Source organism: Streptomyces sp. NPDC013187 (assembly GCF_042899705.1).
Taxonomy (GTDB): Bacteria; Actinomycetota; Actinomycetes; order Streptomycetales; family Streptomycetaceae; genus Streptomyces; species Streptomyces hawaiiensis_A.
In genome coordinates, this window is the sequence record NZ_JBIBAF010000006.1 from 317494 (window position 1) to 330401 (window position 12908).

Consider the following 12908-nt stretch of genomic DNA (forward strand, 5'->3'; position numbering starts at 1 on the left):
AACGCCAGGCCGGTATCGAACTTCCCTGGACGTAGGACAAAGGAGTCGCGGGTGTCCAGCTCCGACATCTTCATCGGCGAGACCATCGGTACCGCCATACTCATCCTCCTCGGCGGCGGCGTCTGTGCCGCCGTCACGCTGAAGGCCTCCAAGGCACGCAACGCCGGCTGGCTCGCCATCACCTTCGGGTGGGGCTTCGCGGTGCTCACGGCCGTCTACACCTCGGCACCGCTGTCCGGTGCCCATCTGAACCCGGCCGTGACCCTGGCCATCGCCATCAAGGACGGCGACTGGAAGAACGTCCCGGTCTACTGGGCCGGACAGGTCCTCGGCGCCATGATCGGCGCGGCCCTGGTCTGGATCGCTTATTACGGTCAGTTCCACGCTCACCTCACGGACCGCGAGATAGTCGGCGGCCCTGGTGCGCAGGACACCGCGGCCAAGGCCGTCGAGGCCCAGGAGAAGGGCGCCGGTCCCGTGCTGGGCGTCTTCTCCACCGGCCCCGAGGTCCGGGTCGCCTGGCAGAACGTCGCGACGGAGATCATCGGCACCATCGTGCTGGTGCTCGCCGTGCTCACCCAGGGCCTGAACGACAAGGGCAATGGCCTGGGCACCCTGGGCGCCCTGGTCACCGCGCTCGTCGTGGTCTCCATCGGCCTCTCCCTCGGCGGCCCGACGGGGTACGCGATCAACCCGGCCCGTGACCTCGGACCGCGCATCGTGCACGCCCTGCTGCCACTGCCCAACAAGGGCGGCTCCGACTGGGGCTACGCCTGGGTCCCCGTGGTGGGTCCGCTGATCGGCGGCGCCATCGCGGCGGGCATCTACAACGTCGCATTCGCCTAGGAGCGATTCCCCGCCCTGTCGGGAAACTTCCAGCACGCGCCGTACGTAAAGCCCCATAAACCCGGAATTACCAGGAGCACACAGTGACCGACGCGCACACCGCCGGCCCGTTCATCGCCGCCATCGACCAGGGCACGACCTCCAGCCGCTGCATCGTCTTCGACCGGGACGGCCGGATCGTCTCCGTCGACCAGAAGGAGCACGAGCAGATCTTCCCGAAGCCGGGCTGGGTCGAGCACAACGCCACCGAGATCTGGACGAACGTCCAGGAGGTCGTCGCCGGGGCCATCGAGAAGGCCGGCATCACCCGCGACGACATCAAGGCCATCGGCATCACCAACCAGCGCGAGACGACCGTGCTGTGGGACAAGAACACCGGTGAGCCCGTCCACAACGCCATCGTGTGGCAGGACACCCGCACCGACGCCCTCTGCCGCGAGCTCGGCCGCAACGTCGGCCAGGACCGCTTCCGCCGCGAGACGGGCCTGCCCCTGGCCTCCTACTTCGCCGGCCCGAAGGCCCGCTGGCTGCTCGACAACGTCGACGGCCTGAAGGAGCGCGCCGAGGCGGGCGACATCCTCTTCGGCACCATGGACACCTGGGTCATCTGGAACCTGACCGGTGGCACCGACGGCGGCAAGCACGTCACCGACGTCACCAACGCCTCGCGCACGATGCTCATGAACCTGCACACCATGCAGTGGGACGACAAGATCTGCGAGTCCATCGGCGTCCCGCAGCAGATCCTGCCCGAGATCCGCTCCTCCGCCGAGGTCTACGGCGAGATCACCGGCGGCAAGCTGGGCGACCTGCTCGGCGGCATCCCGGTCGCCTCCGCGCTCGGCGACCAGCAGGCCGCCCTGTTCGGCCAGACCTGTTTCGCCGAGGGCGAGACCAAGTCGACGTACGGCACCGGCACCTTCATGGTGATGAACACCGGCGACAAGATCATCAACTCCTACAGCGGCCTGCTGACCACGGTCGGCTACAAGATCGGCGACCAGAAGACGGTCTACGCCCTGGAGGGCTCGATCGCGGTCACCGGTTCGCTGGTGCAGTGGATGCGCGACCAGATGGGCCTGATCTCCACCGCCGCGGAGATCGAGACCCTCGCCCTGTCGGTCGAGGACAACGGCGGCGCCTACTTCGTGCCGGCCTTCTCCGGCCTGTTCGCCCCGTACTGGCGCTCCGACGCCCGCGGTGTGATCGCCGGCCTGACCCGGTACGTCACCAAGGCGCACCTCGCGCGCGCCGTCCTGGAGGCCACCGCCTGGCAGACGCGCGAGATCGCCGACGCCATGACGAAGGACTCCGGCGTGGAGCTGGCCGCCCTGAAGGTCGACGGCGGCATGACCTCCAACAACCTGCTGATGCAGACCCTCGCCGACTTCGTGGACGCCCCCGTGGTGCGCCCGATGGTCGCCGAGACCACCTGCCTCGGCGCCGCCTACGCCGCCGGTCTCGCCGTCGGCTTCTGGAACAGCACCGACGACCTGCGCGCCAACTGGCGCCGGGCCGCCGAGTGGACCCCCCGCATGGACGCGGAGACCCGCGCCCGTGAGTACAAGAACTGGCTCAAGGCCGTCGAGCGGACCATGGGCTGGCTCGAGGACGAGGAGTAAGAAACAGCATGACCACCAAGTCCACCCTGCAGTCCGTGCCTGCCCTGGGGACGCACCCGGCCTCCGGCTCGAACCCGAGCCGAGCCGAGACCAGGGAGCAGCTCTCCAAGGCGTCGTACGACCTTCTCGTGATCGGCGGCGGCATCCTGGGCATCTCCACCGCCTGGCACGCCGCGCAGTCCGGCCTCAGGGTGGCTCTGGTGGACGCCGGCGACTTCGCCGGCGCCACGTCCTCCGCCTCCTCCAAGCTGCTCCACGGCGGTCTGCGCTACCTGCAGACCGGCGCGGTGAAGCTGGTGGCGGAGAACCACTTCGAGCGCCGTGCGGTCTCCCGTCAGGTGGCTCCCCACCTGGCGAACCCGCTCACGTTCTACCTCCCCGTGTACAAGGGCGGGCCGCACGGCGCGGCGAAGCTCGGGGCGGGCGTCTTCGCCTACTCCGCGCTCTCCGCGTTCGGTGACGGCGTCGGGCACCTGCTGTCGCCGGCCAAGGCCGCGCAGGACGTGCCCGAGCTGCGCACCGAGAACCTCAAGGCCGTGGCCGTCTACGGCGACGACCAGATGAACGACGCGCGCATGGCGCTGATGACGGTCCGCGGGGCCGTCGAGGCGGGCGCGGTCGTTCTCAACCACGCCGAGGTGACGGGCCTGCGCTTCACCCAGGGCCGGGTCACGGGCGCCGAGCTGAAGGACCGGCTGTCCGGTGACGAGTTCGGTGTCAGCGCCCGGCTGGTGCTGAACGCGACCGGCCCGTGGGTCGACCACCTGCGCAAGATGGAGGACCCGAACGCGGCGCCCTCCATCCGCCTGTCGAAGGGCGCGCACCTGGTCCTCAAGCGCACCTCCCCCTGGAAGGCCGCGCTCGCGACCCCGATCGACAAGTACCGCATCACCTTCGCCCTCCCCTGGGAGGACATGCTGCTGCTCGGCACCACCGACGAGGAGTTCGAGGGCGACCCGGCGGAGGTCTCCGTCACCGAGAAGGACATAGCCCAGATCCTCGACGAGGCCGCCTTCTCGGTCCGTGACCAGCAGCTGGACCGCGACCTGATCACCTACGCCTTCGCGGGCCTGCGGGTGCTGCCGGGCGGCCCCGGCGACACCTCCAAGGCCAAGCGCGAGACGGTCGTCACCGAGGGCAGGGGCGGCATGCTGTCCGTCGCGGGCGGCAAGTGGACCACCTTCCGCCACATCGGCCGGACGATCATGAAGAAGCTGGAGGCGCTGCCGGGCCACCCGCTGGGCGACGACTTCGAGCCGATCAGCGCGCTGCCGAAGAAGCTGCCGCTGCCCGGCATCGCCAACCCGCGCGCGGTCGCCCACCGGCTGCTCACCGACCGCCCGGCGCCCGGCCCGCGGATGGCGGCCGACACCGCCAAGCACCTGGCGACGCACTACGGCTCGCTGGCCTTCGACATCGCCCGGCTGGCCAACGAGAGCCCCGAGCTCGCCGAGCGCGTCCACCCCGACGCCCCGGAGATCTGGGCGCAGGTCGTCTGGGCCCGGGACCACGAGTGGGCCGAGACGCAGGACGACGTGCTGCGCCGCCGCACGACGCTGACGATCCGCGGGCTCGCCACGGACGACGTCCGCGCCAAGGTGCAGGACGTGCTCGACAAGAAGTAGGCACGGGTACGGGGGGACCCCATCCCGGCAGGGGCGGCTCCACGCCGACGGAGCCGCCCCTGCCGCTTTCCCGTACCGCCATAATGACCTGATACGTCGGAGGTCTTGAGCGCAAGGGAGGCCGCCATGGCAGTCACCGACGAGGCGATCGAGAAGATCAAGGGGATGATCGTCTCGGGCGCGCTGCGCCCGGGCGACCGGCTGCCCAAGGAGAGCGAACTCGCCGCCGACCTCGGGCTGTCCCGCAACTCCCTGCGGGAGGCCGTGCGTGCCCTGTCTCTGATCCGGATCCTCGACGTGCGGCAGGGCGACGGCACCTACGTCACCAGCCTCGACCCGCAACTCCTGCTGGAGGCTATGAGCTTCGTCGTCGACTTCCACCGCGACGACACGGTCGTGGAGTTCCTGGCCGTACGCCGCATCCTGGAGCCGGCGGCGACCGCCATGGCGGCGTCGCGGATCAGCGAGCAGCAACTGGACGCGCTCGGCGCCCAGCTGGACAGGCTCGGCGACACCCCGTCCGTGGAGGATCTCGTCGCCTGCGACCTGGAGTTCCACCGGGGCATCGTGCAGAGCTCGGGCAACTCCGTGCTGTGCTCGCTGCTCGACGGCCTGTCGGGCCCCACGACCCGGGCCAGGATCTGGCGCGGTCTCACCCAGGAGGACGCCGTCGCCCGCACCCTGCGCGAGCACCGCGCGATCCTGGCCGCCCTGCGCGACCGGGACCCCGAGGCGGCGCGCTCCTGGGCGACCGTCCACATCGCCAGCGTGGAGCAGTGGCTGCGCTCCACGCTGTGACCACCAGGGCCTCACGGACTGCCCGGACGCATCCGGGGTGTTCAGGGGCGGATCACGGGGCAGTGATGGGGTCACTCCCCCTGCAAGGGGGCTGCGGGCGCCCCCGCGGCACGCCGTAAGGTTGGGTGGTCAAGCGAGGGCACGTCGGAAGGAGGCGCTGGGTGATCGAGCTCGAGGGGGTTCCCGAGCTGGTCGACCCGGTCATGGTGGCCGCGTTCGAGGGCTGGAACGATGCCGGCGACGCCGCCTCCACCGCGGTCGCGCATCTGAACCGGGAATGGAAGGGCGAGGTGTTCGCGGCGCTGGACGCCGAGGACTACTACGACTTCCAGGTCAACCGCCCCACGGTGTTCATGGAGGCGGGCGTCCGCAAGATCACCTGGCCCACGACCAGGCTGTCGGTGGTCCGGGTCGGCGGCGAGAAGCCGCGCGACCTCGTTCTCGTCCGGGGCATCGAACCGTCCATGCGGTGGCGTTCGTTCTGCAACGAACTGCTGGGCTTCGCCCACGAACTGGGCGTGGAACTGGTGGTCGTCCTGGGCGCCCTGCTCGGCGACACCCCGCACACCCGTCCGGTTCCGATCAGCGGCACGACGTCCGACCCGGACCTGGCCCGCCGCATGGATCTGGAGGAGACCAAGTACGAGGGCCCCACGGGCATCGTCGGCGTCCTCCAAGAGGCGTGCACGCACGCGGGTGTCCCGGCCGTCTCGCTGTGGGCCGCGGTGCCGCACTACGTGTCGCAGCCGCCGAACCCGAAGGCCACCCTGGCGCTGCTGAACCGCCTGGAGGACCTGATCGACGTGCGCATCCCGCTGGGCGAGCTGCCCGAGGACGCGCGCGCCTGGCAGGTCGGCGTGGACCAGCTGGCCGCCGAGGACAGCGAGGTCGCCGAATACGTCCAGTCGCTGGAGGAGGCCCGGGACACCGCCGAGCTGCCCGAGGCGTCCGGGGAGGCGATCGCCCGGGAGTTCGAACGCTATCTGCGGCGTCACGACGGCGGCGGACCGCCCGCACCCGGCGGCCACGCCACGGCCGACGGCAGCGACAGCACGTCGTACCTGCGGGACAACCCCAGCGGCCGCACCCGCCCGCCGAAGCCGCCGAAGCCGGGCACGGACGACGACGAGTCGTCGGAGGACTGAGGCGCAGCACGAACGCCAAAGGGGCGTCTCCCGGCCGGGAGACGCCCCTCCGTCTGTTTCTCTAGAGCGCCACACCCAGCAGCGCGTCCACCGCCCGGGAGACCACCCCGGGTGCGCCGATGTCCGTGCCGCCGCCGCGCTCCTGGAGCTCGACCCAGCGGTCGACCGCGATCAGTGCGGCAGGGGCGTTCAGGTCGTCGGCGAGGGCCTCGCGGATCTCGTCGACCAGTGCCTCCGCCGGCGGCCCGTCGGGCCGGGACACGGCGGCCCGCCAGCGGCCGAGCCGTGCCACGGCGTCCTGGAGGACCTGGTCGGTGTACTCCCAGTCGGCGCGGTAGTGGTGGGAGAGCAGCGTGAGCCGGATGGCGGCCGGGTCGACGCCGTCGTGCCGGAGCCTGGAGACGAAGACCAGGTTGCCCTTGGACTTGGACATCTTCTCGCCGTCCAGGGCGACCATGCCGGCGTGCACGTACGCCTTGGCCATGGGGAACTCGCCGGTGAGGGCCTGGGCGTGCGAGGCGCCCATCTCGTGGTGCGGGAAGGCCAGGTCGGAGCCGCCGCCCTGGATGTCGAAGCCCATCCCGAGGTGGTCGAGGGCGATGGCCACGCACTCGATGTGCCAGCCGGGCCGTCCGCGCCCGAGCGAGCCGCCGTCCCAGCTGGGCTCGCCCTCTCGGGCCGCCATCCACAGCATCGGGTCGAGGGGGTTCTTCTTGCCCGGGCGGTCCGGGTCGCCGCCGCGCTCGGCGGACAGCAGACGCATCGCCGCGGCGTCGAGGCCCGAGACCTTGCCGAAGTGCGGGTCGGACTCGACGGAGAAGTAGACGTCCCCGTCCAGTTCGTAGGCGGCACCGGCGTCCCGGAGCCGCTCGACGAGCGGGACGATCCCGGGTATGGCCTCGACGGCGCCTATGTACTGGCGCGGCGGCAGCATCCGCAGGGCCGTCATGTCCTCGCGGAAGAGGGCCGTCTCCTTCTCGGCGAGGGCGGCCCAGTCGACGCCGTCGCGCTGTGCCCGCTCCAGGAGGGGATCGTCGACGTCGGTGACGTTCTGGACGTAGTGAACCTGGCGCTTGGTGTCGAGCCACACGCGCTGCACGAGGTCGAACGCGTTGTAGGTCGCCGCGTGTCCCAGGTGCGTGGCGTCGTACGGGGTGATGCCACAGACGTAGATACGGGCGACGGGACCGGGGTCGAGGGTGACGAGGCCGCCGGTCGCGGTGTCGTGGATCCTCAGGTCGCGGCCCTGACCAGGCAGGGCGGGGACCTCGGAAGCGGGCCAGGCATGCATGCCATGAGCCTAACCGGACTGAAGTTCCATATACGAATGGGAGCCGTCCACTCGGCCGAGAAGGCGCTCTTGCGGTGATCCGGCGCCTGTGCTGCTACACGGGGGGCCAGGGAATCGCAGGCCACTCGCCGCTCGGCTCGGGGTGGGTCCCCGAGGCGAGCAGGGCTCCGACGCGGGACCGGGTGGCGTCGATCTCGGCGCGGGTGATCAGCGGTTCGAGCCGCGCGGCGAGCGGCCCACCCTCGGCCAGGCCCTTCCTGAGAGCCTCCAGGACGTCGACGGCCTCCTGGGTGAGAGGCTCCCCCGCCCATCCCCACAGCAGGGTCCGCAGCTTGTTCTCGGCGTTGAACGTGACCCCGTGGTCGATGCCGTACAGCCGCCCCTCACCGGTGGGCAGCAGGTGTCCGCCCTTGCGGTCGGCGTTGTTGATGACCGCGTCGAGGACCGCGAGCCGCCGCAGCCGTTCGTCGTCGGCGTGCACGAGCAGCGCGGTGCGCCCCTCGCCGACCTCGGCGAAGCCGACCGCCTTCCAGCCCGGCCCGGGCTCCTCGCCGTCGACCAGGGCGAGCAGTTCCGCCTCGGGCGTCACCTCGACCCACAGCTGGCACATGCCCTCGCCGTAGGGCCCGTCACGCAGCACGGTGGGCGGCACGAGGCTCCAGCCGGTCGCCTCGGAGACCTCGTACGCGGCGACCTCGCGCCGGGCCAGCGTCCCGTCGGGGAAGTCCCACAGGGGCCGCTCCCCCGCGACCGGCTTGTAGATGCAGGCCGCGTCCCGGCCGTCGTACGACACCGTGCAGTACAGGGCCGCGTTGGAGGCCTCGCGGATGCGTCCGCGTACGGTCAGTTCGCCCCGGGCGAGCAGCTCGGCGGCGTTCGCGGGTGGCGTCACGCTCCGCGGCGGTATCCGTTCTGGCGCGGACATACGTGTCCTTCCGGGTCGAGCGGGAGGCTGCACAGCGGGCACGGCGGCCGCCCGGCGTTGACGACGTCGAGAGCGCGCTTGGCGAAGGCCCTGGCCTGGGTGCCGGTGAGCCGGACCCGCAGCATCGGCGGCCCGTTCTCCTCGTCCTGGAGCAGCCGCTCCTCGGCCTCGGCGAGGTCCTCCTCGGATTCCGCGTCCAGCTCCACGAGCGCCTGCGCCTCGACGATCATGAGCTGCTCGTCACCGTCCCAGGCGAGCGCCATGGTGCCGACCCGGAACTCCTCCTCGATGGGGGTGTCCAGCGGGGCGGTGTCGGTGTCCGAGGGTGCGACGGCGGGGACGTGGGCGCTGCCGCCGCTACGGCGTACGACCTCGTCGAGCAGTTCGTCCATGCGCTCGGCGAGGGCGGCGACCTGGGTCTTCTCCAGGGCCACGCTGGTCACCCGGGAGCCGGCGGAGGCCTGGAGGAAGAACGAACGGCGCCCGGGCAGTCCGACCGTACCGGCCACGAAGCGCTCCGGATGGTCGTAGAGGAACACCTGACGGGACACGTCCTGTCTCCATTGGAATCGTGGGAACCGTGTGACCACGGCACTGCTGCGACCGCTTCACCCTACTGCGGTGAACGATCACGGTGCGCCCGCACCACCCCCGACTTCGGCCTCACCACCCGGCGCTTCCTCGCGCGGCACGAGGGACGTGAAGTCACCGGTGTCGCCGAGCCGTACGAGAAACGGCCGCAGTCGTGTGTAACGGATCGCGGTGATGGAACACGGTTCGACGGAGATCCGCTGGAAGAGGTCCAGGTGAAGCCCGAGGGCGTCCGCGACGAGCGACTTGATGATGTCGCCGTGCGAGCACATGAGGTAGACGGCGTCGGCGCCGTGGTCGCGCTCCACGCGCGCGTTCCACTCGCGTACGGCCTCGGCGGCGCGCGTCTGCATGGCGCGCATGGACTCCCCGCCGGGGAACGCCGCGGCGGAGGGGTGCGCCTGCACCACCTCCATCAGGGGCTCGTCCTTGAGCTCGGCGAGCTTGCGTCCGGACCAGTCGCCGTAGTGGCACTCCCCGATGCGCTCGTCGGTGTGCGGGCTCAGGTCCGGCCGGGCCTGAAGCAGCGGCCGGAGGGTCTCCTGGCAGCGCTGGAGCGGGCTGGTGACGATTTCGGCGAGGGGCAGTTCGGCCAGCCGCCCGGGGAGCGCGGCGGCCTGTGCGGCGCCGCGCTCGTCGAGGGCGACGCCGGGCGTCCAGCCGGCGAGCAGTCCCTCGGTGTTGGCGGTGGAGCGTCCGTGCCTGACCAGGATCAGCGTGGGCATGCGCTCCAGCGTAGGCGCACGCGTGCGTGTGGTGTCGTTCGAGTGACGGGAGACTCGCTTCGTGATCGTGGACTGTGCCATCTACCGCGAAGGACAGCGGACGGAAGGTCCCGAGGACCTCTCCGACGCCCTGGGTGAGGCCCGCACGGCGGGCGGGTTCGTGTGGATCGGGCTGCACGAACCGACGGAGGACGAGTTCGACCATGTGACCCGGGAGTTCGGGCTGCACCCGCTGGCCGTCGAGGACGCCCTGAAGGCCCACCAGCGGCCCAAGCTGGAGGTGTACGACGACTCGCTCTTCGTGGTGCTCAAGCCGGTGGCGTACGAGCCGCAGAGCGACACCGTGTCCTCCGGCGAGATCATGATCTTCCTGGGCGACTCGTTCGTGGTGACCGTCCGGCACGGCGAGGGCTCCCCGCTCAAGGCCGTACGCCACCGGTTGGAACAGGAACCGGAGCTGCTCGTCAAAGGCCCCACGGCCGTGCTGTACGCGGTCTCCGACGCGACCGTCGACCACTACCTGGACGTGGCGACCGAATTGCAGACGGACCTGGAGGGTCTGGAGGCGGAGGTCTTCTCCCCGGACGGCGGGGGATCACGGAACACGGCGTCCCGGATCTACGACTTCAAGCGGCAGGTCCTGGAGTTCCGCCGGGCGACGGGGCCGCTGGCCCCGCCGATGAGCCGGCTGGCTGGCACGGCCTCGACCGGTGTGACCGTGCCGTTCGTGGACGACCGGGCCCGGCCGTTCTTCCGTGACGTCAGCGACCACCTCACCCGTGTGAACGAGTCCGTGGAGAACCTGGACCGGCTGGTGTCGGACATCCTCTCGGCGCATCTGGCGCAGATGAGCGTCCGGCAGAACGACGACATGCGCAAGATCTCCGCGTGGGCGGCCATGGCCGCGATCCCCACCATGCTGGCGGGGATCTACGGCATGAACTTCGATCACATGCCGGAGCTGCGCTGGGTCTGGTCCTATCCGGCACTGCTGGTTCTGATGGCCGTCCTGGAGATCGGGGTGTTCCGGTTGTTCAAGCGCCGCGGTTGGCTGTAGCCGGGCCGGCTCAGGCGAACTCGGGTTCCGGCGAGGCGGGGCCGCCGAGGGCGTTGCGGCGCTCGGGCGTGGTCAGCGACACCATCCGGCGCCAGCCACCCATGCGTTCGTAGGCGTACACCGCGTGGATGCCCGCCACGAGCACCGCCGACTTGGCCTTGGACCAGCCGAGGATGCGGCCCATGTGCGCCATCACGGCGAGGCTGACGTCCCGGTAGATCCGGATCTCGGCGAGTGCGCACTCGCGCAGGGTGCGCTGGATGGCCCGGCCGTGGCCCGCGTAGGCGAAGCGCAGCAGTTCCTCGTGGCAGTAGGCGAGGTGGTTGTCCTCGTCGTCGGAGATCTGCTTGACCGCGCGGCCGATGCCGGGGTGGTCGGCGAAGTGCTTGCGGAGCAGGTCCATCTGTTCGGAGGCGCGCTGCTCGGTGACCCTGCTGTGCGAGAGGTAGGTGACGATGTCCCGGACCGCGAGCCGCTCGTCGCGCCTCAGCTGCTCGTGCGCGAGGCCGATGCCGTTCTTCTCCAGGAGCATGGTGTAGTCGGTCTCGGGCGGGACCGGGACGGGGTCGAGGCCGCGCTTCTTCATCAGGGCGTTGAAGATCCGGCCGTGCTTGTCCTCGTCGGCGCCGTGCCGGCTGATCTTGGGGGCGAGTTCGCGCTCGGTCTCGGGCACGAGCGCGGCGATACGGGCGTTCTCCCAGCCGCCCTGGGACTCGCCGTTCGCGGCGATGGAGCAGAACAGGGCGAAGGACTCGTCGTTGTCGAGGATCTCCTGGAACAGACTCTTGGCCGAAAGCATCGTGGGCACCTCTCCCGCGCGCGTGGGCGTACTGCGGCATTCCGCAGGGTTCCGCGAAGAACGAGTCAAGTGCGGGGAGGTGGGCGCTGCAACAGGTGTGAGGGACAACTGCGCCGAATGGAGGACGTGGGGGCCGCGACGGCCGGGCGGGAGAAGAGCCGCGGTGCCGTAACCGCGGGCGGCCCCGGCGCGTTGTTCCGCGTGACGGCCGTGGCGGGGAAGACCCCCGAGCCCCCACCACGGCCGCTGAAAACTTCCGGTCCGGTTCAGGCGAGTCCGGCGCGCTCCAGGGCCTCCGTGCCGGCCCTCAGGGACGCGAGCCGCTCGTCGAGCGTGAAGCCCGCCGGTGCGAGGGACAGGGTGGTGACCCCGGCGGCGGCGTAGGCCTTCATCCGGTCCGCGATCCGGTCGACCGAACCGAGCAGGGTCGTCTTGTCGATCAGGTCGTGCGGTACGGCGGCCGCGGCGCCCTGCTTGTCGCCGGAGAGGTACTTGCCCTGGATCTCGGCAGCCTCCTGCTCGTAGCCCATGCGCTGGGCGAGCTGGTTGTAGAAGTTCTGCTTGGGGCTGCCCATGCCGCCGACGTACAGCGCGGTGTAGGGGCGGAAGGTGTCGGCCAGCGCGGCCACGTCCTTGTCGTCGCCGACGGCGAGCGGCAGGGTCGGGCAGACGTCGAACCCGTCGAGCGTCTTGCCGGCCTTCTCGCGCCCGGCGCGCAGGTGCGTGATCGTGGTGTCCTCGAGGTGCTCGGCGGACGGGAAGATCAGCAGCGCACCGTCGGCGATCTCGCCGGTCTGCTCGAGGTTCTTCGGGCCGATCGCGGCGATGTACAGCGGGATGTGCTCGCGCTGGGGGTGCACGGTCAGCTTGATCGGCTTGCCGGGGCCGCCGGGCAGGGGCAGGGTCCAGTGCTGTCCTTCGTAGGACAGCCGCTCGCGGGTCATGGCCCTGCGGACGATCTCGACGTACTCGCGGGTGCGGGCGAGCGGCTTGTCGAACTTGACGCCGTACCAGCCCTCGGAGACCTGCGGGCCGGAGACGCCGAGGCCGAGGCGGAAACGGCCGCCGGAGAGGGAGTCGAGGGTGGCGGCGGTCATGGCCGTCATCGCGGGCTGACGGGCCGGGATCTGGAAGATGGCCGAGCCCACGTCGATGCGCTCGGTCTGGGCGGCGACCCAGCTCAGCACGGTGGCGGCGTCGGAGCCGTAGGCCTCGGCGGCCCAGCAGACGGCGTACCCGAGCCGGTCGGCCTCCTGGGCGACGGCCAGGTTGTCCGCGTCCATTCCGGCACCCCAGTAGCCGAGGTTGATACCGAGCTGCATGCCACATCCCCTTACTGATCAGTAACGTGCCTGTGCGGGCACCTTAGCGCGCGGGCCGGGGGGAGGTACACGGCCGCAGTCGATCCGCCGTCCAGATGCGTGAACAGAAATCATGGTCGCGACCATTGACGCGTCCACGGCAAGTTCGTACCTTTCGCCATG

At 70.7% G+C, this 12908-nt stretch carries 12 protein-coding genes; 6 read left to right on the plus strand and 6 right to left on the minus strand.

Features of this window, described 5'->3' with window-relative positions; all coding sequences use genetic code 11:
• Nucleotides 1–51 precede the first annotated feature (51 nt).
• From ACFY5B_RS14940 to ACFY5B_RS14960, 5 genes are all read left to right on the plus strand, one after another.
• Complete coding sequence (locus tag ACFY5B_RS14940; protein ID WP_389968951.1) at nt 52–846, plus strand: MIP/aquaporin family protein; 795 nt, start codon at nt 52–54, stop codon at nt 844–846.
• An 83-nt stretch (nt 847–929) separates the two neighbouring features.
• Nucleotides 930–2468 (plus strand): glycerol kinase GlpK, encoded by a 1539-nt coding sequence (gene glpK / locus ACFY5B_RS14945; protein WP_389968953.1) that lies wholly within the window; start codon nt 930–932, stop codon nt 2466–2468.
• 8 nt (nt 2469–2476) lie between these two features.
• On the plus strand, nt 2477–4093 hold the full coding sequence (locus tag ACFY5B_RS14950) for an FAD-dependent oxidoreductase (RefSeq protein WP_389968955.1): 1617 nt from the start codon (nt 2477–2479) through the stop codon (nt 4091–4093).
• Nucleotides 4094–4219: 126 nt separating this feature from the next.
• Nucleotides 4220–4891 (plus strand): FadR/GntR family transcriptional regulator, encoded by a 672-nt coding sequence (locus tag ACFY5B_RS14955; RefSeq protein ID WP_389968957.1) that lies wholly within the window; start codon nt 4220–4222, stop codon nt 4889–4891.
• Between the two features lie 161 nt (nt 4892–5052).
• Nucleotides 5053–6036 (plus strand): PAC2 family protein, encoded by a 984-nt coding sequence (locus tag ACFY5B_RS14960; RefSeq protein WP_352098228.1) that lies wholly within the window; start codon nt 5053–5055, stop codon nt 6034–6036.
• A 61-nt stretch (nt 6037–6097) separates the two neighbouring features.
• Here ACFY5B_RS14960 and mshC read toward each other — a convergent pair whose 3' ends face one another.
• The 4 genes from mshC to ACFY5B_RS14980 all read right to left on the minus strand — a co-directional run bounded on the left by mshC (nt 6098) and on the right by ACFY5B_RS14980 (nt 9568).
• Entirely contained in the window at nt 6098–7327 is a 1230-nt protein-coding gene (gene mshC, locus ACFY5B_RS14965; RefSeq protein WP_389968959.1) for a cysteine--1-D-myo-inosityl 2-amino-2-deoxy-alpha-D-glucopyranoside ligase, read from the minus strand.
• 94 nt (nt 7328–7421) lie between these two features.
• Entirely contained in the window at nt 7422–8252 is an 831-nt protein-coding gene (locus tag ACFY5B_RS14970; protein ID WP_389968961.1) for an SCO1664 family protein, read from the minus strand.
• A complete protein-coding gene (locus tag ACFY5B_RS14975) occupies nt 8216–8803 on the minus strand; it encodes a DUF3090 domain-containing protein (RefSeq protein ID WP_248507471.1) in 588 nt (195 codons plus the stop codon). The genes ACFY5B_RS14970 and ACFY5B_RS14975 overlap by 37 nt, the downstream gene beginning before the upstream one ends.
• A 78-nt stretch (nt 8804–8881) precedes the next feature.
• The gene (locus ACFY5B_RS14980; protein WP_389968963.1) at nt 8882–9568 is read right to left on the minus strand and encodes a histidine phosphatase family protein; all 687 of its coding nucleotides are present in this window, start codon (nt 9566–9568) and stop codon (nt 8882–8884) included.
• Nucleotides 9569–9629: 61 nt separating this feature from the next.
• Between ACFY5B_RS14980 and corA the strand changes: the two genes are divergently transcribed.
• The gene (gene corA / locus ACFY5B_RS14985) at nt 9630–10625 is read left to right on the plus strand and encodes a magnesium/cobalt transporter CorA (RefSeq protein WP_389968965.1); all 996 of its coding nucleotides are present in this window, start codon (nt 9630–9632) and stop codon (nt 10623–10625) included.
• A gap of 10 nt (nt 10626–10635) precedes the next feature.
• Here the strand turns inward: corA and ACFY5B_RS14990 are convergent, their stop codons facing one another.
• Together ACFY5B_RS14990 and ACFY5B_RS14995 are read right to left on the minus strand one after the other, a co-directional pair.
• Complete coding sequence (locus tag ACFY5B_RS14990) at nt 10636–11424, minus strand: ferritin-like domain-containing protein (protein WP_389968967.1); 789 nt, start codon at nt 11422–11424, stop codon at nt 10636–10638.
• A gap of 266 nt (nt 11425–11690) precedes the next feature.
• Nucleotides 11691–12746 (minus strand): LLM class F420-dependent oxidoreductase, encoded by a 1056-nt coding sequence (locus tag ACFY5B_RS14995; protein ID WP_389968969.1) that lies wholly within the window; start codon nt 12744–12746, stop codon nt 11691–11693.
• Nucleotides 12747–12908: the final 162 nt, after the last annotated feature.